The following is a 21,209-nucleotide window of genomic DNA, read 5'->3' on the forward strand; positions in this document are numbered from 1 at the left end:
TTGCACGTGTTCCGGTGTGTCCCGGTATCTGGGTGTCTCCGGAGGCGTCAGAGCCGCGCCAGGGTCGCCTCCAGCAGCCGCACGACCGAGGCGTCGGCCACCGCCGCGACCTCCTCGTACGGGAACCAGCGCAGGTCCAGCGATTCCTCGCTGATCTCCGCCACCGCGCCGGCCGGAGCCAGCGCCGCGTACTGCACGTCCAGGTGCCAGTTGCACGGCGCCGGGATCGGGTGCCGGTCCAGCCGCACCGGGCCGCCCGGCAGCAGCGTCAGCCCCGACGCGATGCCCGACTCCTCGACGGCCTCGCGCAGCGCGGCCCCGGCGAGCGTGGTGTCGTCGGGCTCGCAGTGCCCGCCCAGCTGGAGCCACATGCCGAGCTTCTTGTGCAAGGTCAGCAGTACGCGCCCGCCCGCCGGGTCGACGACCAGCGCGCTGCCGGTGATGTGCCCCGCCCGGCAGGGCTTGTAGACCCCGTCCGGGTGCGCCGCCAGGTGCTCCAGGTACAGGTCACGCAGTTCGGGCTGGTCCTCGTACCCCTTGAGGACCAGCACCGCGTCGTCGTACAGGCTCACTTCTTCGTTTCACCCTCACCATCGGCGTCGCCCGGAGTTTCCTGCCCGCCCTGTTCGCGCTTCTGCGCCGCCTCGCCGAGCATCTTGTCGATCTCGGAGAAGTCCAGCTGCTCGCGGTGCACGAACCCGTCCGGGTCGTCCAGGTCGGAGGCCGTCGGCAGCATGTCCGGGTGCTCCCAGAGCCCGTCCCGGCCGTCCACCCCGCGCGCGTCGGTCAGCGACGCCCACAGCCGCGAGGCGTCCCGCAGCCGGCGCGGGCGCAGCTCCAGCCCGATCAGCGTGGCGAAGGTCTGCTCCGCCGGGCCGCCGGAGGCGCGCCGCCGGCGCATGGTCTCGCGCATGGCGTCCGCCGAGGACAGCCGGGGCTTGGCCGCCTCGTGGACGACCGCGTCCACCCAGCCCTCGACCAGCGCGAGCGCCGTCTCCAGGCGGGCCAGGGCGGCCTTCTGCTCGGGGGTGTCCTGCGGCTGGAACATGCCGCCCTGGAGCGCTTCCTGAAGCTGCTCCGGGTTCGTCGGGTCGAGCTGGCCGACCACGTCCTCCAGCTTGGATGTGTCGACCTTGATGCCCCGCGCGTACCCCTCGACCGTGCCCAGCAGGTGCGAGCGCAGCCACGGCACGTGCGCGAACAGCCGGGCGTGCGCCGCCTCGCGCAGGGCCAGGTACAGCCGCACCTCGTCGGCCGGGACGCTCAGGTCCTTGCCGAAGGCCTCGATGTTCAGCGGAAGCAGCGCGGCCTTGCCGGCCGGACCCAGCGGAAGGCCGATGTCGGTGGAGCCGACGACCTCGCCCGCGAGGGTGCCGACGGCCTGGCCGATCTGCTGGCCGAACATGGCGCCGCCCATGGAGCGCATCATGCCGAGCAGCGGGCCCGCCATGGCCTGCATCTCCTCGGGCAGCACACTGCCCATGGCCACGCCGACGCGCTCGGCGACCGGGTCCACGAGCTCCTTCCACACCGGGAGGGTCGCCTCGACCCACTCGGCACGGCTCCACGCGACGGCCGTCGTCGCGCCCGAGGGCAGCGAGGTCACCCCGTCCAGCCAGTGGTCGGCGAGGCGCACGGCCTCGTCGACGGCGGACTTCTCGGCGATGCCGACGCTGACGTCCTTCACACCGTCCGCCGTGCCCTGGGCGACGGTCTGGCGGGCGATGTCCTTGGCCATGTCCCAGTTCACGGGACCGCCCTCGTAGCTGAGCATCTGGCCGAGCTGCTGGAAGGCCGCGCCCAGGTCGTTCGGGTTCATCGAACCGAACATCGCCGCGAACGGATTGTCCGCGCCGCCCGGGCCGCCGGCGCCGCCCGGCAGGCCCATGCCCGGGAACCCGAACGGATTCGGGCCGCTCTGACCGCCCTGATTGCCCTTCTTCTTGCCTTCGTCGCCGTTCTCCGGCTCCTCCGGCGGAAGGCCGAATCCGAATGGGGTGTCGCTCACGGGTTTCCTCGGCTCGTAGGGCCGCCGGCAGGGCCGACGGGAAATGGTCCGACAACACCACCCAGCGTAGACACCACACCCGCTTCCGGGCTCGGTGCTCCGCCGACTCCTGGGCTGCGGCAGGATGGACATCACCTGGTAGGTACGCGTCGCGGCGCGTCCCTACTGAAGACAACCGCTGGAGACGCCTGGTGAGTTCCCCAGATCCACAGGTTCGCGCGCCCCACGACGCCGAAAACCGCCCTGAGCACGGCGAGAGCGCCCACGGCGTTCGCCAGCCGCGAAACCAGGCTGCACGAGGCCCCGTGATCGCCGTGACCGGCGCCGCTTCCGGGGTCGGGGCGGCCCTGGTGGCCCGCCTGGCCGCGTCCGACGAGGTCAAGCAGGTCGTGGCGATCGACGAGCGGCGCGGTGACTGCGCCGCCGCGCAGTGGCACGTGCTGGACGTACGGGACCCCGCGATCGCCGAGAAACTGCGCGGCGCCGACGTGGTCGTCCACCTGGCGCTGGACCTCGACCTGGAGACGGACCCGGCCGCCCGTACGGCGTACAACGTGCGCGGGACACAGACCGTCCTGACGGCCGCCGCCGCGGCCGGGGTGCACCGGGTCGTGCTGTGCACCTCCGCGATGGTCTACGGGGCCCTGCCGGACAATGACATCCCGCTGTCGGAGGACTCCGAGCTGCGGGCCACGGCCGAGGCGACGGGCGTCGGCGACCTGCTGGAGATCGAGCGGCTCGGCCGCCGGGCGCCGCGGGCGCACCCCGGGCTCAACGTGACGGTGGTCCGCCCGGCGGTCCTGGTCGGCGGCACCGACACCGCCCTGACCCGGTACTTCGAGTCGCCGCGCCTGCTGGTGGTGGCCGGCTCCCGGCCGACCTGGCAGTTCTGCCACGTCGAGGACCTGGTCAGCGCGCTGGAGTACGCGGCACTGGAGAAGGTCGAGGGCGAGCTGGCGGTGGGCTGCGAGGGCTGGCTGGAACAGGAGGAGGTCGAGGAGCTGAGCGGCATCCGCCGCATGGAGCTCCCGTCGGCGGTCGCGCTCGGCGCGGCGGCCCGGCTCCACCGGATCGGCCTGACTCCCTCCCCGGCAGGGGACCTCGCGTACACGATGCATCCGTGGGTGGTCAGCGTGAGCGGGCTGCACGCGGCGGGTTGGCGGCCGCGCTGGACCAACGAGGAGGTGCTGGCCGAGCTCCTCCAGGAAGTCGCGGGCCGGCACACGGTCGCTGGGCGCCGGCTGGGCCGCAAGGACGCCACCGCGGCGGGCGCGGCCGGCGCGACGGTCGCCCTGCTGGGCGCGGCGGCGGTGGTCCGCAGGGCCCGCAAGCGCCGCGGCATCTGACCGTCCCGGGCCTGCCGGCCCCGGGCCCCGAGGGGTCGGCCCCGCCCCGGGCGTCCGGCCCCGGGCGGGGGCTGCACGGGTCTGCCGCGGGCGGCGGGTGCCCGAGCTCGGGGCGGCTCGGCCGCGGTGATCCTGTAGGAGGCTCCATACCGGTGGGCCGTACAGCCGGTCGAATCGGCTCTTCCGAGATGTGAGAGCGGTGGTGCACGATGGCTGCATGGCACCGCACTTCGACCACCCCGGCGAGCAGGCCGCTCCGGACCCGATCCGGCTGCTCGAAATCCGTGAGACCCCGCTCTCGATCGACGAGGTCTTCAAGGCGGTAGGCGACGACGCGACGGGTGGCACGACCCTCTTCGTCGGCACCGTGCGCAACCACGACAGCGGGGCCGACGTCGACGCGCTCGGCTACTCCTGCCACCCGTCGGCCGAGGCCGAGATGCGCCGCGTCGCCGAGCGCGTGATCGACAAGTACCCGGTCCGCGCCCTGGCCGCCGTCCACCGCATCGGCGACCTGGCCGTCGGCGACCTCGCGGTGATCGTGGCGGTGTCCTGCCCGCACCGCGGCGAGGCCTTCGAGGCCTGCCGGATGCTGATCGACGACCTCAAGCACGAGGTCCCGATCTGGAAGCACCAGACCTTCTCCGACGGCACCGAGGAGTGGGTCGGAGCCTGCTGAGCGCCCTCGGCCGGCGCCTTGGCGGGCGCTGGCCGGCGGGTACTCGGGGGCCGGGTGCGGGGGTGGGGGTGCGATCTTGTACTGTCCCACCCGTTCGGCCGCGCAACACGCCCTCGATTTGCGTAACCCCCCTCCGGGCACGAGCGTTGAAGCCACCAACGACACGTACTTTCGGGGCAGGGAGGCACGTCCATGGCGTCACTGGCGTGGTTGCTGATTCCGCTGTTCGCCGCCATCGGAGCGGCGATATGGGGCAGCTGGGCGGCGCGCGACCGCACTCAAGGTGACATATCCGAACTCGCGGGATACGCGAGGTTCCGTGAAGCCATGGACAAGGCCGATCAGGCCAGGGCGAAGGCAGCGGCCCATTCCGGTTCCGACGCGGTGTGACGCGTCCCGGGCGAGGCCCCTCGAAGACCCGCCCCTGAGAATCCGCTGAGAGTTCCGCGTACGGCCCCCGTACGGACCGGCCCCGGCGGCCGCCCGTCTGGGGCGTCCCGTACTGTCGATCCATGCCACGCCGCACTGCGACGATGCTCGCCTCCACCCTCCTGCTGTTCGCGCTGCTCTGCGCAGGGGTTTTCATCAAGGTCCCGTACTCGGAAATGAGCCCGGGCCCGACGGTGAACACGCTCGGGGACTCGCACGGCGAGCCCGTCATCAGCATCGCGGACCACAAGACGTACCCGGCCAGTGGGCACCTCAACATGACGACGGTCCGGGTCACCGGCGCCGACTACGACATGAACCTGCTGGAAGCGGTCTACGGCTGGCTGTCCGACGACAACATCGTCGTCCCGCACGAGAACCTCTACCCGGACGGGAAGACGGAGGAGCAGTCGACCCAGGAGAACGCCGAGGAGTTCAGCCAGTCGCAGGAGAGCGCCAAGGTGGCGGCCCTCAAGCAGCTGGGCACTCCGGGCGTCGCCTCCCGCGTCGTGGTCTCCACCGTCGTCAAGGGGAGCCCCGCCGAGGGCAAGCTGCACGCCGGTGACGTGATCCGGGCCGTCGACGGCAGCCCGATCAACGCCCCCGAGGACGTGGCCAAGCTCGTCACCAAGCGCAAGGCCGGCGAGCCGGTCGAGTTCACCATCGTGCCCGCCGCCGAGGCGGCAGCGGCCGAGAAGGCGCACAAGGAGCCCACCGGGTCGACCAAGGTCGTGATCACCACCGCGAAGGCGGAGGGCGACGGGCATGCCATCGTCGGCATCCGGGCGGGCACCGACCACACCTTCCCGTTCGCGATCGACATCAAGCTCGCCGACGTCGGCGGCCCGAGCGCGGGCCTGATGTTCTCCCTCGGCATCGTCGACAAGCTCACCCCGGGCGATCTGACCGGCGGGAAGTTCGTCGCGGGCACCGGCACCATCGACGACGCCGGCAAGGTCGGCCCCATCGGCGGCATCCAGATGAAGACGATCGGGGCCCGGCAGGCCGGCGCCGAGTACTTCCTGACGCCCGCCGAGAACTGCTCCGCCGCCTCCCAGCACGTCCCCGACGGCCTGACCCTCGTGAAGGTCTCGACCATCGACGACGCCACGAAGGCGCTGGAGAAGATCAGCAAGGGCGACACGGCCGGCCTGCCGCAGTGCGGCTAGCGGCCGGTCCGCCCCCGAGCCCGTCCGCCCGGGCCGGTCAGTCCAGGAACGTCGCGGCCAGCGCCTCGGCCAGGCCCGGCACCAGGCTCGCGCCGGTCAGGACCTCGGTCGAGGAGTCCTTCTCGCGCAGCCGTACCGCGGACTCCCGGGAGCCGTCGCGCAGCACGCCCACGGTCAGCCGCACCTCCTGCCGGTCCGGGTGAGTGGCGACCCACTTGGCCAGCTGCTTGTCGCTGAGCCCCTCCGGTACGGAGGCCTCCGCGGACGGCGGCAGCATCAGCCGTTCCACCGTCAGCGCGCAGCCGACGATCGCCTTGGGCCAGGCGATGGTTCCCAGGAACTTGTCCAGCGGCGTGCCCTTGGGCACCTCGTCCTGCTCGATCGGGGTGAGCTGGCTCTTGCCCGCGTCGTCCTGGTCGAGGCCGAGCTGGCCTGCGAGCCGCGGCTCCGACTTGCGGAGCTTGGCGGTGTCGACGAGCGCGAACAGCCGGGCGGGCTTGTCCCAGCCGAGGGAGGAGGCGTACTCGTCGATCTCAAGGACGGCACGCGTCAGGGGAGTGGCCGCCATCGGCGTGCCGGGGGAAGGAGAAACGTTGGACATGGACTACATCCTGCCTCCTTTCCACCCGACACCGGGAACCGACTAAAGCCTCAGTAAGTTGAATCAGTGGGCCCTACGATCGGGGGCCCAGCTTTTGAAATGTCCAGCACGACACTCAGCGACTTTCGAGGTGCGCACCTTGGCTTTCCAGATGCCGGACCGCGGCGGAGGCCCTTCCGGGCCACGGATGAGAGTCGGCCGCCCCTCCCGGCGTGCCCGCACTCTTCTGATGACCTTGGGCGTACTGGCCGTCCTGGGCATGGCGTTCGTCATGTTCGCGGGCTTCTGGACGGACTGGCTCTGGTTCCGCTCCGTGAAGTACTCCACCGTCTTCACCACCACCCTGTGGACCAAGATCGGCCTCTTCGCCGTCTTCGGCCTGCTGATGGCGGGTGCCGTCGGCCTGAACATCTGGCTGGCGTACCGGCTGCGGCCGCCGCTGTCCGCGATGTCCATGGAGCAGCAGAGCCTCGACCGCTACCGGATGAGCGTCGCCCCGTACAAGACGTGGCTGCTCCTCGGGATCGCGGCGCTCGTCGGCATGATCGCGGGCGCCTCGGCGGCCGGCCAGTGGAAAACCTGGCTGATGTACGTGAACGGGGTGCCCTTCGGGCAGAAGGACCCCCAGTTCCATCTGGACGTGTCGTTCTACACCTTCGACCTGCCCTGGTACCGCTTCCTGCTCGGCTTCGGCTTCGCCGCGGTCGTGCTGTCGGTGATCGCCGCGGTCGTCGTCCACTACCTGTACGGCGGCCTGCGCGTGACGAGCCCGGGCGCCCGGGCCACCGCGGCGGCGACCGGACACCTGTCGGTGCTGCTCGGCCTCTTCGTGACGCTGAAGGCCGTGGCGTACTGGCTCGACCGGTACGGCCTCGCCGTGAAGTCCAGCGACTTCAAGGCCGCGGACAACTGGACCGGCCTGCGCTACGTCGACGCGAACGCGTACCTGCCGGCGAAGACGATCCTCGTCGCCATCGCGGCCATCTGCGCCGTGCTCTTCTTCGCGACGCTGTGGCGCCGCACCTGGCAGCTGCCGGTCATCGGCTTCGGCCTGATGGTGCTCTCGGCGATCCTGATCGGGGGGCTGTACCCGGCGATCGTGCAGAAGTTCCAGGTCCAGCCGAACGAGCAGGCCAAGGAATCGCCGTACGTCGAGAAGAACATCAAGGCGACGCGTGACGCCTACGGGATCGACCGCTCCGAGGTGAAGGACTACCCGGGCGTCCCGCAGACCGAGGACAAGACCAAGCTGCGGCAGGCGGCCGACACCACGGCCAGCGTCCGGCTCCTCGACCCGAACATCGTCTCGCCGGCGTTCCAGCAGCTCCAGCAGGTCAAGGGCTACTACGGCTTCCCGTCCACGCTCGCCGTGGACCGGTACAGCGGCCAGGACACGGTCATCGGGCTGCGCGAGCTGAACATCGGCGGCATCCCGAAGAACAACTGGATCAACGACCACTTCAAGTACACGCACGGCTACGGCGTGGTCGCCGCCAAGGGCACCACCGTCAAGGACGGTGCCCCCGACTTCACCCAGTCCGACCTGCCCTCCAAGGGGATGTTCGGCACGGACTTCGAGCAGCGCATCTACTACGGCGAGCAGACGAAGCAGTACTCGATCGTCGGCGGACCGCAGAAGGAGCTCGACTACTCGGACGACAAGGGCGAGAAGGAGACGAGCTACAAGGGCGGCTCGGGCGTCAACCTCGACAACCCGGTCAACCGGGCGGCGTACGCGCTCGCGTTCAGCGAGCCGCAGATCCTCTACTCCGGCGCCATCGGCGACGGCTCGCGGATCCTGTACCACCGCACGCCCAAGGAGCGCGTCGAGGCGGTCGCCCCGTGGCTGACCATCGACGGCGCCCCGTACCCGGCGGTCGTGGACGGCCGGATCAAGTGGATCGTCGACGCGTACACGACGACGAACGGCTACCCGTACGCCTCGCGCACCACGCTGGGCCAGAGCACCGCGGACTCGCTGACCAACAGCCAGCGCGCGGTGGTGGCGCAGGAGAACCAGGTCAACTACATCCGCAATTCGGTCAAGGCCACGGTCGACGCCTACGACGGCACGGTCAGCCTGTACCAGTGGGACACCGAGGACCCGGTCCTGAAGACCTGGATGAAGGCGTTCCCGGGGACGGTCAAGCCCAAGAGCGAGATCTCCAAGCCGCTCATGGACCACCTGCGCTACCCGCAGGACCTCTTCAAGGTCCAGCGCGAGCTGCTCACCCGGTACCACGTCACGGACCCGCAGACCTTCCTCAGCGGCAGTGAGGCCTGGGCCGTCCCGGACGACCCGACGACCAAGGCCGGCACGGCGGTCCCGCCGTACTACCTGTCGATGAAGATGCCGGACCAGAAGGAGAAGGACCAGGTCTTCTCGCTCACGACGACGTTCACGCCGAACGAGCGGGACAACCTGAGCGCCTTCATGGCGGTCAACGCCGATCCGGGCACCCAGGACTACGGCAAGATCAGAATCCTGAAGCTGCCGACGAGCAAGCCGGTCGACGGCCCCAAGCAGGTGCAGAGCAAGTTCCAGTCGGAACCGAAGATCGCTGAATCGATCAGGCTGCTGCGCGGCGGCGACTCGGAAGTCGAGTACGGCAATCTGCTCGCGGTGCCGCTCGACGGCGGAATGCTGTACGTGGAGCCGGTGTACGTGCGCAGCTCGAACCTGAAGTACCCGCTGCTGCGCAAGGTGCTGGTGACGTACGGCAACCAGACCGCGTTCGAGGACAGCCTGGAGAAGGCGCTGAACGTGGTCTTCGGGGCCGAGGCGCCGACCGTGCCGACGACTCCGGTGACCCCGCCGGGCGAGGGCACCACCACGCCCCCGACCGCCACGGACCCGACGGTCAAGGCGGCGCTCGACGATGCCAGGAAGGCGATCGAGGCGGCCGACAAGGCCCGTCAGTCCGGCGACTGGACGGCCTTCGGCAAGGCGCAGGACGACATCAAGGCGGCGCTGCAGCGGGCGATCGACGCGGAGGCGAAGCTGACCGCCCCGAAGCCGGCTGGATAAGGAGTAATGGCTCAGTCCCGCGTCGTGATACTGTGGTTTCACCGACGCGGGGTGGAGCAGCTCGGTAGCTCGCTGGGCTCATAACCCAGAGGTCGCAGGTTCAAATCCTGTCCCCGCTACTGAAGATGAAGGCCCGGATCCATGGGATCCGGGCCTTCGTCATGTCCAGGGGGGACACGCGGGGCCATGAGGTAGCTGAGACGGGTGAGTTGGGGCGGGACCGTGTTTGACTTATCTCTCTGTGGGCATGTCGACAAAACGCTGTAGTGACCTCACAGGCTGCGACATACCAGGTGTACGCGGGTAGCAGGTGATGCGACGATGGGATTTATGGGGGACAGGTCAACTCTGCTGGAGACAGGGCGGTTTGTGAGGGCGGAAGTCGAATCGGGCGCAGAGGCCAACGAGGAGGCTCCGGTCGTTAACGCGCAGACCGCACTGACCGATGCGGATTTCGCGGAGGAAATGTTCGCCGAGACCGACCCGGCGAGCGACACCGAGCTGGAGGCACGGCACCGGGTCGCGGCCGACCGGGGGGACCCGGGCGCGATGAGCGTGCTCGGGGCGCTGCTGCTGCGCCGCGGCGACCTGGCCGGCGCGGAGCCGTACCTGCGCGGCGCCACCGCGGAGGGGGACCGCGCCGCCGCCAACAACCTGGGAGTGCTGCTGCTCCAACGGGGCTACCCCGAGGAGGCCGCCGGCTGGTGGCGCGTCGCCGCCGTGGCCGGATCCGCGCCGGCCGCACACGCGCTGGGCCGCCACTTCCGCGAGCGCGGGGACGAGCCCGCCGCCGAGTACTGGCTCCGCCAGGCAGCGGAATCCGGCCATGCCCTCGGCGCGTACGGGCTCGCCGAGCTGCTGGAGCACCGCGGCGACAAGGGCGTCGAGCGCTGGCTGCGGCAGGCGGCCGAGCAGGGGCACCGCGAAGCCGCCTACCGGCTGGCCCGGCACCTGCGCAAGGGCGACCCCGCAGAGGCCGAGCAGTGGTACCGGCAGGCCGCCGCGCGCGGGCACCGGCAGGCCGCACTGCACCTGGGCGCCCTCCTGGAGGCGCGCGGCGAGCTCAAGGAGGCCGGGCGCTGGTACCTGACCTCCGCCAAGCAGGGCGAGGCGCGCGCCGCGTGCGCGCTCGGCTTCCTGCTGCGCGACGCCGGCGACGAGGAGAGCGCCGTCGCGTGGTGGAACCGGGCCGCACAGGACGGCGACGGGAACGCCGCCAACGCCCTGGGGGCGCTGCACGCCGCGCGGGGCGAGACCCAGACCGCGGAGAAGTGGTACCGGACCGCCATGGACGCGGGCGACCAGAACGGGGCGTACAACCTTGCTTTGCTGTGCGCCGCACAGGAGCGGACCGCCCAGGCCGAGCAGTGGTACCGGCGCGCCGCCTACGCCGGCCACCGGGAGGCCGCCAACGCCCTCGCCATCATGCTGCTCCAGGTCGGCGACGCGGCCGGGGCCGAGCCGTGGTTCTCGAAGGCGGCCGAGGCGGGCAGCGTCGACGCCGCGTTCAACCTCGGCATCCTGTTCGCGAGCCGGGACGACGACCGGACGGCGCTGAAGTGGTACGAGCGGGCCGCGTCGGCCGGCCACACCGACGCGGCGCTCCAGGTCGGGATCGCGCTGGTCCGCGACGGCGAGGACCGCGCGGCCGAGCGGCACCTGCGCTGCGCCGCGGGCGGCGGCAGCGCGGAGGCGGCGTTCCGGCTGGCCGCTCTGCTGGAGTCGCTGGCTCCGCCGCCGGAGCCGGTGGCGCTGGGCGAGCCGGTCGGCGGGGCCGGGCGCAGCGAGAGCGAGGAATGGTACGAGCGGGCCGCGGAGCTGGGGCACCGGCGCGCCCAGGTGCGGGTCGGGATGCTCGCCGCCGCGCGGGGCGATCTGGCGGTCGCGGCCCGGTGGTACCGGGAGGCGGCCGAGGCCGGGTCCCGGAACGGGGCCTTCAACCTCGGGCTGCTGCTGGCGCGGGAAGGGAACGAGCCGGAGGCCGCACTGTGGTGGACCCGGGCCGCGGTGGCCGGCCACGGCCGGGCGGCGCTGCGGCTGGGGCTGCTGGCCGCCCGGCACGGGGACCTGGCCGAGGGGCAGAAGTGGTGCGTCCGGGCCATGGAGCTGGGGCCGGCGGAGGTCTCCGAGCGCGCCGCCCGCCTCCGCGAGGCCCTCGCGGAGGAACTCTCCGCCTGACCCCCGGGGCCCCTGACCCCTGACCCCCGGCCGGCGGGGCGCAGGGGTCTGCGGGGCCCATCGTTAAGCGATTTGCATCTGTGCGGGGGCGTCACGTAAAGTCGTGTTTACCGACGCGGGGTGGAGCAGCTCGGTAGCTCGCTGGGCTCATAACCCAGAGGTCGCAGGTTCAAATCCTGTCCCCGCTACTGAAGGCTGAAGGCCCGGATCCTCTGGATCCGGGCCTTCAGTCGTTTACGCGAACGAAGTGCAACGAAGCGGAGGGCCCGGGAACATCGTTCCCGGGCCCTCCGCTTCGCTGGTTCGTCACGCCCCCGCGCAGGACGGGCACAGCCCGCGGTACGTCACCTCGACCGCCGACACCACGAAGCCGAAGCGCTCCGCGTCCGGGAGGTCGGCCAGCGGGTTCCCCGACGGGTGCACGTCGCGGATCGCGCCGCACTGGGCGCAGACCAGGTGCTGGTGGGGCTGGTGGGCGTTGGGGTCGTACCGCTTGGCCCGGCGGTCCGTGGAGACCTCCAGCACCTCGCCGAGGGACACGAGCTCACCCAGCGTGTTGTAGACGGTGGCGCGCGAGATCTCCGGCAGCTTGTCCACCGCGCGCGCATGCACCTCGTCGGCCGTCAGGTGAACGTGGTCACCGTCGAGCACCTCGGCCACGACACGCCGCTGTGCGGTCATGCGCCATCCGCGTCCGCGAAGTCGTTCCAGCAGGTCACTCATGGACACCAGCCTAACAGCGCGGGGAATGGGTGTAACTCCCGAACGTGTGTGGAGTTGGAACCTTACTTGACTTAGACAAAGTCCATCGTAGGATCGAGTGCAGTAGACGACAGGGCCAAGGACAGGCACATGGCAGGAATGACGCAGGAGGCGCACGTGACGCAGGGACCGCTCACCACGGAGGCCGGGGCTCCGGTCGCCGACAACCAGAACAGCGAGACGGCCGGCGTCGGAGGGCCCGTCCTGGTCCAGGACCAGCTGCTCCTTGAGAAGCTGGCGCACTTCAACCGCGAGCGCATCCCGGAGCGCGTGGTGCACGCCCGCGGAGCCGGCGCGTACGGCACCTTCACCCTCACCCGTGACGTCTCGCAGTGGACCCGGGCGAAGTTCTTGTCCGAGGTCGGCAAGCAGACCGAGACGTTCCTGCGCTTCTCCACCGTCGCGGGCAACCTCGGCGCGGCCGACGCGGTGCGCGACCCCCGCGGCTGGGCGCTGAAGTTCTACACCGAAGAGGGCAACTACGACCTCGTCGGCAACAACACCCCGGTGTTCTTCATCAAGGACGCCATCAAGTTCCCGGACTTCATCCACACCCAGAAGCGCGACCCGTACACCGGCTCGCAGGAGGCGGACAACGTCTGGGACTTCTGGGGCCTCTCGCCCGAGTCCACCCACCAGGTGACCTGGCTGTTCGGCGACCGCGGCATACCGGCGTCCTACCGCCACATGAACGGCTACGGCTCGCACACGTTCCAGTGGAACAACGAGGCCGGCGAGGTGTTCTGGGTCAAGTACCACTTCAAGACCGACCAGGGCATCAAGAACCTCACCCAGGCCGAGGCCAACAAGCTCGCCGGTGAGGACCCCGACTCGCACCAGCGCGACCTGCGCGAGTCCATCGAGCGCGGCGACTTCCCGACCTGGACCGTGCAGGTCCAGATCATGCCCGCGGCCGACGCGACCGAGTACCGCTTCAACCCGTTCGACCTCACCAAGGTGTGGCCGCACGAGGACTACCCGCCGATCGAGATCGGCAAGCTGGAGCTCAACCGCAACCCGGAGAACGTCTTCGCCGAGGTCGAGCAGAGCATCTTCAGCCCGGCCCACTTCGTCCCCGGCATAGGTCCGTCCCCGGACAAGATGCTCCAGGGCCGCCTCTTCGCGTACGGCGACGCCCACCGCTACCGCGTCGGCATCAACGCCGACCACCTGCCGGTGAACCGCCCGCACGCCACCGAGGCGCGCACCAACTCCCGTGACGGCTTCCTGTACGACGGTCGCCACAAGGGTGCGAAGAACTACGAGCCGAACAGCTTCGGCGGCCCGCACCAGACCGACCGCCCGCTGTGGCAGTCCGTCCCGGTGTCGGGCGGCACGGGCAACCACGCCGCCCCGGTGCACTCCGAGGACAGCGACTTCGTCCAGGCCGGCAACCTCTACCGGCTGATGCCGCAGGACGAGAAGTCCCGTCTGATCGAGAATCTTTCCGGCTTCATCGCCAAGGTCTCCCGTGACGACCTCGCCGAGCGCGCGATCGACAACTTCCGTCAGGCGGACGGTGACTTCGGCAAGCGGCTGGAGGCCGCGGTCCAGGCCCTCCGCGGCTGATCCACCGCTCGTCGACAGCTGAAGGGCCGGACCCCGGACGGGGTCCGGCCCTCCGGCTTACGCGGGTACGGCGCTGCGCCGGTCCGGCACCCAGCAGCGGATGACGTCGCGCACGGACACGATGCCGACGGGGCCGCCGTGCTCCAGCACGATCAGATGGCGGAAGCCGCCGTGGACCATCGCCTCCGCGGCCTCCTGGACGGTGGCCTGAGGGGTGCAGAACACCACGTTGTTGGTGGTGTGCGCACCCACGGACTCCCGGTCGGGATCGTGGCCCGCACCGAGGGAGTTGAGGATGTCGCGTTCGGTCAGGATGCCGATCCCGCTGTGGTCGGGATCGAGGACGACGGCTGCGCCGACGCGTCGGCCGGACATCAGGCTGGCCGCCTGCCGGAGGGTGTGGGCGGGTCCGAGGGTGAGGATCACGGTGCTCATGGCGTCGCGGACGAGCATGAAGAGGACCACCTCCTGGGGAGAGTCCTCCGCCGCACTTAGAGAAGGACTTCACAAGCGCACAAGCGGAGGAGTCTCAGATTCCCATGGACACGGAGGGTCATCAAGAGGGCGCACCCGGTTGTCCGGGTGCAGGGACCCGACGGCTCAGGCGCGCGGGCGCAAATACCCCAGCATCTCCTCGTGCAACAGCCCGTTCGAGGCGGCCGCATTCCCGCCGTGCACGCCCTGCGCGCCGTCCAGGCTGGTGAACCGGCCTCCCGCCTCCTGGACCACGACCGCGATGGCCGCCATGTCCCACAGGTTCAGCTCCGGCTCCGCGCACAGGTCCAGCGAGCCCTCGGCGACCATCATGTACGGCCAGAAGTCGCCGTAACCGCGGGTGCGCCAGCATTGCCGGGTCAGGTCCAGGAACCCGGCCAGGCGGCCCTGCTCCTCCCAGCCGCTCAGCGAGGAGTACGCGAAGGAGGCGTCGCCCAGGGTGCCCACCTTCGAGACGCCGAGCCGTACGGGAGCACCACCCAGCGCACCGCCGGCGTACGCGCCCGCGCCCTGCGCCGCCCACCAGCGGCGACCCAGCGCCGGCGCCGAAACCACGCCGACCACGGGCCGGAAGACCCCGTCGGAGCCCTCCTCCATCAGCGAGATCAGCGTCGCCCAGACGGGTACGCCGCGCACGTAGTTCTTCGTGCCGTCGATCGGGTCCACGACCCAGCGGCGCGGGCCGCTGCCCTTGAGGCCGTACTCCTCGCCCAGAATGGCGTCGGCGGGCCGCGCGGCCTCGATCCCGGCCCGGACGACCTCCTCCGCGGCCTTGTCCGCCTCGCTCACCGGGGTCATGTCCGGCTTCGTCTCGACCTTCAGGTCCAGGGCGCGGAACCGCTGCATCGTGGCGGTGTCCGCCGCGTCGGCGAGCTCAAGGGCAAGGCGCAGGTCATCGTCATACTCGGGCATGGCCGAACAGTATCGGGACTCCCCGGACCCGGCGAACGCCGTCCACGGTGCGACCGGCAGGCGCCCTTGACAGGATCTGTCGGTCCGTCAACTCTGGCGGGAAGGCCGAGCGGGGAAGTCGAGCGGGGAGGCGCGCATGCCGGCAGCCCGGGAGTCCTTGTTGGAAGCTGCGGGTGCGGCACTGTTGGCACGCCCCTGGCCCTCGGTGCGGATGGTCGACGTGGCAGCCACCGCCGGGGTGTCCCGGCAGACCCTCTACAACGAGTTCGGCGGCAAGGCCGGCCTGGGCCGGGCCCTGGTGCGCCGCGAGGCCGACTGGTACCTCGAAGGGGTGGACCGGGTGCTGCGCTCCCCGGCCGGGGTGGCCGAACGTCTCGCCTCGGTCGCGGAGTGGACCGTACGGGCGGCCCGCGCGCGGCCCCTCGTACGGGCCCTGCTGACGGGCTGCTGGGACGGGAACTTACCGGTGCCGCCCGGGCAGGGAGTGCGGCCCGGAGTGCCGGCCCCCGGGCCCGGGGAGCTGGCCCGGGCCGTCCGCGACCGGGCCTCGGCCACGCTCGCCCCGGGGGAGGGGGCGCAGCGGTGCGAGCTCGCCGTGCGCCTCGCGCTGTCGTACGTGATAGCCCCGGGAGAGGAGCCGGGCCTCGGTGAGCTGATGCGGCTCCTGCGCCTGCTCAGTGAGTCGAACCGGACAGCTGGAGGCCGATGACGCCCAGGATGACCAGCGTGATCGAGACCAGTTTGAGGGTGGAGACCAGGTCGCCGAGGAAGATCATGCCGTAGATGGCCGTACCGGCGGCCCCGATGCCCGTCCACACCGCGTAGGCGGGGCCCACGTCCAGCTTCTTCAACGCCAGCGTCAGCAGGCCGAAGCTGCCCAGGGCGAAGCAGGCGAAGGCGATGGTCGGCCACAGCCGGGTGAACCCGTGGGACAGCTTGAGGCAGACCGCGAAACCGGTCTCCAGGATCCCCGCGACGACCACCAGCAGCCACGCCATGGCGCATGCCTCCCCGCCTCAGGTGACGTCGTGTCACATGGTGCGACTATGCATTTACCAGACGCGGTACCCGGCAAACCCCTCCGGACGATCAGTCGCCTTCGCGGCGTTCGCGGGTCTGCAGCAGCCGCCGCAGCGAGTACAGGCGCGCCGGATCCGCGTGGCCGTCCTCCACCCACTTGTCGAGCGCGCAGTCCTGTTCGTCGTGGCTGCAGGCCCGCGGGCAGTCCTCGGTACCGGGAACCAGGTCCGGGAAGGCCAGGATCACCCGGGACGGGTCGACGTGGTGCAGGCCGAACGAGCGCACGCCCGGGGTGTCGATGACCCAGCCGTCGCCGGCGGGCAGCGGAAGCGCGAGCGCCGAGGTGGTGGTGTGCCGGCCGCGGCCGGTCACCGCGTTGACGTGCCCGGTGGCGCGCTGGCGGCCTTCGGAGACCAGCGAGTTCACCAACGTGGTCTTGCCGACGCCCGAGTGGCCGACGAAGGCGGTGATCCGGCCGGCCAGGCGCTCGCGCACCCGGTCGGCGGCGTCACCGCTCGCCAGCTCATCGCGGTTGGTCACCACGTAGTTCAGGCCGAACGTGGAGTAGATCTCCAGGATCTTGTCCGCGGAGGTCAGGTCCGACTTCGTGAGCACGAGCAGCGGTTCGAGCCCGGCGTCGTACGCGGCCACCAGACAGCGGTCGATCATCCGCGGCCGCGGCTCCGGGTCGGCCAGCGCCGTCACGATCGCCAGCTGGTCCGCGTTGGCGACGACCACCCGCTCGTACGGGTCGTCGTCGTCCGCGGTGCGCCGTAGGACCGACTTGCGCTCCTCGATCCGCACGATCCGCGCGAGGGTGTCCTTCTTCCCGGTCAGGTCGCCGACGATCCAGACCCGGTCGCCGACGACCGCCGCCTTGCGGCCCAGCTCACGGGCCTTCATCGCGTGGATCGTGCGGCCGTCGACCAGGCAGGTCAGCCGGCCCCGGTCGACGGTCAGGACGAAGCCCTCGGCCGCGTCCTCGTGCTTGGGCCGGATGGTGGTCCGGGGCCGGTTGCCCTTGGGGTTGGGCCGCTGGCGGATGTCGTCCTCGTCGGTGTGCTTGCCGTACCTGCGCATGACGGGCCCTACGCTCCCGCTACCGGCGCAGCTTTGCCGAGCATGTCGGTCCACATCTTCGGGAAGTCCGGCAGGGTCTTCGCGGTCGTCGCCACGTTCTCGATCTGCACGCCTTCGACCGCCAGGCCGATCACCGCGCCCGCGGTGGCCATCCGGTGGTCGTCGTACGTGTGGAACACGCCGCCGTGCAGCGGGCGCGGACGGATGTGCAGGCCGTCGGCGGTCTCGGTGACTTCGCCGCCGAGCCGGTTGATCTCGGTGGTCAGCGCCGCCAGCCGGTCCGTCTCGTGCAGGCGCAGGTGGGCCACCCCGCGCAGGGTGGAAGGGGAGTCGGCCAGCGCGGCGACGGCCGCGATGCCGGGGGTGAGCTCGCCGACCTCGCCGAGGTCCACGTCGATGCCGTGGATCTTGCCGCTGCCGGTGAAGACCAGGCCCGCGTCGGTCAGCTCGCAGGAGCCGCCCATCTCCGTGAAGATCCGGCGCAGCTCGTCGCCGGGCTGGGTCGTGCGGCGCGGCCAGTCCGGGATCGTGACCGTGCCACCGGTGATCAGGGCCGCCGCCATGAACGGCTGCGCGTTCGACAGGTCCGGCTCCACCACCATGTCGCGGCCCAGCAGCGCGCTCGGCGCGACCCGCCACACGTTCGGCTCGCCGCCCGCCTCCGGGGTGTCGACCTGGGCGCCCGCCGCGCGCAGCATCTCCACCGTCATCCGGATGTGCGGCATCGACGGCAGGGTGGTGCCCACGTGCCGGACCTCGACGCCCTGGTTGAAGCGCGGGGCGGACAGCAGCAGGGCCGAGACGAACTGCGAGGAGTTGGAGGCGTCGATCTCGACGACGCCGCCCTCCAGCGCCCCACCGCCCTGAACGGTCAGCGGCAGCGCGCCCCGCCCGTCGTCGTCGATCCGGGCGCCGAGGGTACGCAGGGCGCTGATGACCTGGCCGAGGGGGCGCTCGTACGAGCGCGGGTCGCCGTCGAAGCGGATGTCACCGGCGGCCAGGGTGGCCACGGGCGGCAGGAAGCGCATGACCGTGCCCGCGTTGCCGACGTCGACGGTGGCCGGGCCGTGTAGGGCGGCGGGGATGATCCGCCACGCCTCGCCGCCGGCGCCGTCACCGGAGCTGGAGGAAGCGGTCTCCTCGATGCCGACGCCGAGCGCGCGCAGCGCGTCCGACATCAGCTGGGAGTCGCGCGAGCGCAGCGGGCGGCGCACCCAGCCCGGCTCGGCGGCGAGCGCGGCGAGGACGAGGGCGCGGTTGGTGACCGACTTCGACCCGGGCACGGTGACGGTGGCGTGGACGGTGCCGTCGGCGAGCGGAGCGGGCCAGAGGGCGGGGAGCGCGGGGGTCTCGGTCATGGCCCCCACTTTAGTGGCTCCCCCCGGGCCCAGATCTTGATCGCGCCGCCGCCGGGGGTCGGTCTCAGAGGTTGAGAAGCCAGCGCCCGCCGCCGATGAGCGAGCACAGGGCGACGGCGTGGAAGAGCAGCAGCCAGGCCACCGGGTGGACGTGCGTGAGCCGCCCCAGCTGGTCCGCATCGGAATCCGGAGCCCCGCCGTGCCGGCGCTTGGCGCCCAGCTCGAAGACCGGGCGCACCCCGCCCAGCAGCAGGAACCACACCACCAGGTACGCGAAGACGGCCTGGACCTCGGCCGTGGCGAACCAGGAGACCAGGACGAACGTGCCGCCGGTCAGCACCACCGTCAGGGCGCCGTACGCGTTCCGGATCACCACCAGCATCGCCAGCAGCAGCGCGGTGGCCGCCCACAACAGCAGCGTGATCCGGTGCGCCGACAGCAGCGCCGCCCCGCCGAGCCCGAGCAGCGGGGGCGCCGTGTACCCGGCGGCGGCCGTCAAGATCATGCCGATCCCGGTGGGCTTGCCCCAGCTGACGGTGACGCCGCTGGTGTCCGTGTGCAGCCGGATCCCGTCGAGCCGCCGGCCGGTCAGTAGCGCGATCAGCCCGTGGCCGCCCTCGTGGGCGATGGTCACGGCGTTGCGGGACAGCCGCCACAGCGGGCGCAGCCCCACGGCGGTCAGCGCGGCCACGCCCGTCACGATCACCAGCCACAGGGCCGGCGGGGTCTGTATGCCGGTGAGCCGGTCCCACAGGCCGGCGGCGGCGGTCGGGGTGCTGTCCATAGAGTGGCGGACTCCTTGCGGTGAGGGGTGGGCGGGATGGCAGTGTGGCAGCCATGTGCGGACGGTATGCAGCGAGTCGTAAGCCCGAGGAACTGGCGGAGGCCTTCGGCGTCGAGCGGTGGGAGCCCGAGGAGACCCTGGCACCCGACTGGAACGTGGCCCCGACGAAGCAGGTCCACGTCGTCCTCGACCGTCCCGTGAAAGACGCGGCGGACCCGCGTCCGGTTCGTCAGCTGCGCGTCTTGAAGTGGGGGCTCGTCCCCTCCTGGGCCAAGAACCCCGACGGCGCCGCCCGGATGATCAACGCCAGGTCGGAGACGCTGGCAGAGAAGCCGTCCTTCCGCCGTCCCTTCGCGCAGCGCCGTTGCATCGTCCCCGCCGACGGCTACTACGAGTGGGTCACCGCCCACGACGAGCGGCAGCTGGAGGTCGAGGGCAAGAAGAAGCGGGCCCGCAAGCAGCCGTACTTCGTGCTCCCCGCCGACGGCTCCGTTTTCGCCATGGCCGGGATGTACGAGTTCTGGCGCGATCCGGTCCTCCCCGGCGACCACCCCCAGGCCTGGTGGGCGACCTGCTCCGTGATCACCGCTGAGGCCGAGACCGGGCCGCTGGGCGTAGCCCCCGCCGAGGGGCCGGCCTCGCTCGCCGACATCCACCCCCGGATGCCGCTCATGCTGACCCCGGACCGCTGGGACGCCTGGCTGGACCCGGCCCGGACCGACCCCGACGAACTCCAGGCCCTGCTCGCGCCGCCGCCGGGCGGCCTGATGCGCGCCTACCCCGTCTCCACCGCCGTCAGCAACGTCCGCAACAACGGCCCGGAGCTGCTGGAGGAGCTGGCCGCGCCGGAGGAGTGCACGCTGTTCTGACCCGTGCTGTGTCTGCCCCCTGAGGGCTGCCCGACCCGTGCAGGATGGGTGCCATGATCACGCGTACCGAGAGCGTCGACACCCCGGCGGGCGAGGCCCGCATCACCTGGCACCCCGCCCCCGCCCGCACGGCCCGCCTCGTCCTCGCCGTCAGTCACGGCGCCGGCGGCGGGATCGAGGCCCGCGACCTCCAGGCCCTGGCCGCGGCCCTGCCCGTGCACGGGATCACCGTCGCGCTCGTCGAGCAGCCGTGGCGGGTCGCCGGGAAGAAGGTGGCCGCCGCGCCCAAGGTGCTCGACGAGGGCTGGCGGGCCCTGTGGCCGGCGCTGGCCAAGCCCGGACTGCCCGTGGTGGCGGGCGGGCGCAGCGCCGGCGCCCGGGTGGCCTGCCGGACCGCCGCCGAGCTGGGGGCGGCCGGCGTGCTGGCCCTGGCGTTCCCGTTGCATCCGCCGGGCCGGCCCGAGAAGTCCCGGGCCGGGGAGCTCACCGGAGCCGGGCGGCCCACGCTGGTGGTCCAGGGCGGCCGGGACCCCTTCGGGCGGCCGGAGGAGTTCCCGCCGCCGACCGCGCAGGCCCCGTACGAGCTGGTGGAGGTTCCGTACGGCGATCACGGCTTCGCCGTGCCGAAGAAGGCCGGTCCGACCCAGGACGAGACCCTCACGGTGATCACCGAGGCCGTCGCCGCCTGGCTGGGCGGGCTTCCCCACTGATCGGCCCGCATTGCCCAGGCGGTACGGAATCCGGGAATCCGCTGGAAATGCGAAGTGATTCCGATCACTTTCCGGCGCCCACCTGACAGAGGTCGAAAACCCTGCCCCCGCCCGGGAATGCGGGACCCGACCCTTCTGTTGTGCCGGATGTCAGAACGTACGGGAACACGTCGGAGGAGAGGGAGCGCATGACCCAGGTCATCAGCCAGCAC

20 protein-coding genes and 2 tRNA genes are annotated in these 21,209 nt (G+C 71.4%); 12 read left to right on the top strand and 10 right to left on the bottom strand.

Annotated features, from left to right (window positions below; all coding sequences use genetic code 11):
* Positions 1–47: 47 nt before the first annotated feature.
* Positions 48–572 (bottom strand): NUDIX hydrolase, encoded by a 525-nt coding sequence (locus tag OG974_RS27205; protein ID WP_327285308.1) that lies wholly within the window; start codon positions 570–572, stop codon positions 48–50.
* On the bottom strand, positions 569–2,008 hold the full coding sequence (locus OG974_RS27210) for a zinc-dependent metalloprotease (RefSeq protein ID WP_327285309.1): 1,440 nt from the start codon (positions 2,006–2,008) through the stop codon (positions 569–571). Before OG974_RS27210 ends, OG974_RS27205 begins: the two co-directional genes overlap by 4 nt.
* Before the next feature lie 191 nt (positions 2,009–2,199).
* Between OG974_RS27210 and OG974_RS27215 the strand changes: the two genes are divergently transcribed.
* From OG974_RS27215 to OG974_RS27230, 4 genes are all read left to right on the top strand, one after another.
* On the top strand, positions 2,200–3,354 hold the full coding sequence (locus tag OG974_RS27215) for an SDR family oxidoreductase (protein WP_327285310.1): 1,155 nt from the start codon (positions 2,200–2,202) through the stop codon (positions 3,352–3,354).
* A gap of 217 nt (positions 3,355–3,571) precedes the next feature.
* Complete coding sequence (locus OG974_RS27220; protein WP_327285311.1) at positions 3,572–4,033, top strand: molybdenum cofactor biosynthesis protein MoaE; 462 nt, start codon at positions 3,572–3,574, stop codon at positions 4,031–4,033.
* Positions 4,034–4,225: 192 nt separating this feature from the next.
* On the top strand, positions 4,226–4,423 hold the full coding sequence (locus OG974_RS27225) for a hypothetical protein (protein ID WP_266663975.1): 198 nt from the start codon (positions 4,226–4,228) through the stop codon (positions 4,421–4,423).
* 122 nt (positions 4,424–4,545) lie between these two features.
* Positions 4,546–5,631 (top strand): PDZ domain-containing protein, encoded by a 1,086-nt coding sequence (locus OG974_RS27230; RefSeq protein WP_327285312.1) that lies wholly within the window; start codon positions 4,546–4,548, stop codon positions 5,629–5,631.
* 37 nt (positions 5,632–5,668) lie between these two features.
* Here OG974_RS27230 and OG974_RS27235 read toward each other — a convergent pair whose 3' ends face one another.
* Complete coding sequence (locus OG974_RS27235) at positions 5,669–6,232, bottom strand: PPA1309 family protein (RefSeq protein ID WP_327285313.1); 564 nt, start codon at positions 6,230–6,232, stop codon at positions 5,669–5,671.
* Positions 6,233–6,383: 151 nt separating this feature from the next.
* Between OG974_RS27235 and OG974_RS27240 the strand changes: the two genes are divergently transcribed.
* The 4 genes from OG974_RS27240 to OG974_RS27255 all read left to right on the top strand — a co-directional run bounded on the left by OG974_RS27240 (position 6,384) and on the right by OG974_RS27255 (position 11,626).
* Complete coding sequence (locus OG974_RS27240; protein WP_327285771.1) at positions 6,384–9,260, top strand: UPF0182 family protein; 2,877 nt, start codon at positions 6,384–6,386, stop codon at positions 9,258–9,260.
* Positions 9,261–9,305: 45 nt separating this feature from the next.
* Positions 9,306–9,379 (top strand) — tRNA-Met (locus tag OG974_RS27245).
* 202 nt (positions 9,380–9,581) lie between these two features.
* Positions 9,582–11,438: a tetratricopeptide repeat protein gene (locus tag OG974_RS27250; protein ID WP_327285314.1), complete on the top strand. Its 1,857-nt coding sequence runs from the start codon at positions 9,582–9,584 to the stop codon at positions 11,436–11,438.
* 114 nt (positions 11,439–11,552) lie between these two features.
* Positions 11,553–11,626, top strand: a tRNA-Met gene (locus OG974_RS27255).
* A 118-nt stretch (positions 11,627–11,744) separates the two neighbouring features.
* On the opposite strand, the gene OG974_RS27260 is transcribed toward OG974_RS27255, so the two are convergent.
* Complete coding sequence (locus OG974_RS27260; RefSeq protein WP_053784599.1) at positions 11,745–12,161, bottom strand: Fur family transcriptional regulator; 417 nt, start codon at positions 12,159–12,161, stop codon at positions 11,745–11,747.
* Positions 12,162–12,299: 138 nt separating this feature from the next.
* Here OG974_RS27260 and OG974_RS27265 point away from each other — a divergent pair, with 138 nt between their 5' ends.
* Positions 12,300–13,769 (top strand): catalase, encoded by a 1,470-nt coding sequence (locus tag OG974_RS27265; RefSeq protein WP_327285772.1) that lies wholly within the window; start codon positions 12,300–12,302, stop codon positions 13,767–13,769.
* A gap of 57 nt (positions 13,770–13,826) precedes the next feature.
* On the opposite strand, the gene OG974_RS27270 is transcribed toward OG974_RS27265, so the two are convergent.
* Both OG974_RS27270 and hisN read right to left on the bottom strand, forming a co-directional pair.
* On the bottom strand, positions 13,827–14,222 hold the full coding sequence (locus OG974_RS27270) for a CBS domain-containing protein (protein ID WP_327285315.1): 396 nt from the start codon (positions 14,220–14,222) through the stop codon (positions 13,827–13,829).
* A 147-nt stretch (positions 14,223–14,369) separates the two neighbouring features.
* On the bottom strand, positions 14,370–15,176 hold the full coding sequence (gene hisN / locus OG974_RS27275; protein WP_327285316.1) for a histidinol-phosphatase: 807 nt from the start codon (positions 15,174–15,176) through the stop codon (positions 14,370–14,372).
* 136 nt (positions 15,177–15,312) lie between these two features.
* Here hisN and OG974_RS27280 point away from each other — a divergent pair, with 136 nt between their 5' ends.
* Positions 15,313–15,885 carry a TetR/AcrR family transcriptional regulator gene (locus tag OG974_RS27280; protein ID WP_327285317.1) on the top strand — a complete coding sequence of 191 codons (573 nt, stop codon included), beginning with the start codon at positions 15,313–15,315 and terminating at the stop codon, positions 15,883–15,885.
* Here the strand turns inward: OG974_RS27280 and OG974_RS27285 are convergent.
* The 4 genes from OG974_RS27285 to OG974_RS27300 all read right to left on the bottom strand — a co-directional run bounded on the left by OG974_RS27285 (position 15,851) and on the right by OG974_RS27300 (position 19,418).
* A complete protein-coding gene (locus OG974_RS27285) occupies positions 15,851–16,174 on the bottom strand; it encodes a multidrug efflux SMR transporter (RefSeq protein ID WP_327285318.1) in 324 nt (107 codons plus the stop codon). The two genes, OG974_RS27280 and OG974_RS27285, sit on opposite strands and share 35 nt — an antisense overlap.
* Before the next feature lie 91 nt (positions 16,175–16,265).
* Positions 16,266–17,276: a ribosome small subunit-dependent GTPase A gene (rsgA, locus tag OG974_RS27290; protein ID WP_327285319.1), complete on the bottom strand. Its 1,011-nt coding sequence runs from the start codon at positions 17,274–17,276 to the stop codon at positions 16,266–16,268.
* An 8-nt stretch (positions 17,277–17,284) separates the two neighbouring features.
* Positions 17,285–18,634, bottom strand: a complete 1,350-nt coding sequence (aroA, locus tag OG974_RS27295; RefSeq protein WP_327285320.1) for a 3-phosphoshikimate 1-carboxyvinyltransferase — start codon at positions 18,632–18,634, stop codon at positions 17,285–17,287.
* A gap of 64 nt (positions 18,635–18,698) precedes the next feature.
* Positions 18,699–19,418, bottom strand: a complete 720-nt coding sequence (locus OG974_RS27300; protein WP_371644731.1) for a M50 family metallopeptidase — start codon at positions 19,416–19,418, stop codon at positions 18,699–18,701.
* A 53-nt stretch (positions 19,419–19,471) separates the two neighbouring features.
* Between OG974_RS27300 and OG974_RS27305 the strand changes: the two genes are divergently transcribed.
* Together OG974_RS27305 and OG974_RS27310 are read left to right on the top strand one after the other, a co-directional pair.
* Entirely contained in the window at positions 19,472–20,287 is an 816-nt protein-coding gene (locus OG974_RS27305) for an SOS response-associated peptidase (RefSeq protein WP_371644732.1), read from the top strand.
* Between the two features lie 53 nt (positions 20,288–20,340).
* A complete protein-coding gene (locus OG974_RS27310; protein WP_371644734.1) occupies positions 20,341–20,997 on the top strand; it encodes an alpha/beta family hydrolase in 657 nt (218 codons plus the stop codon).
* The last annotated feature ends 212 nt before the right edge of the window (positions 20,998–21,209 follow it).

This window comes from Streptomyces sp. NBC_00597 (genome assembly GCF_041431095.1).
GTDB lineage: Bacteria > Actinomycetota > Actinomycetes > Streptomycetales > Streptomycetaceae > Streptomyces.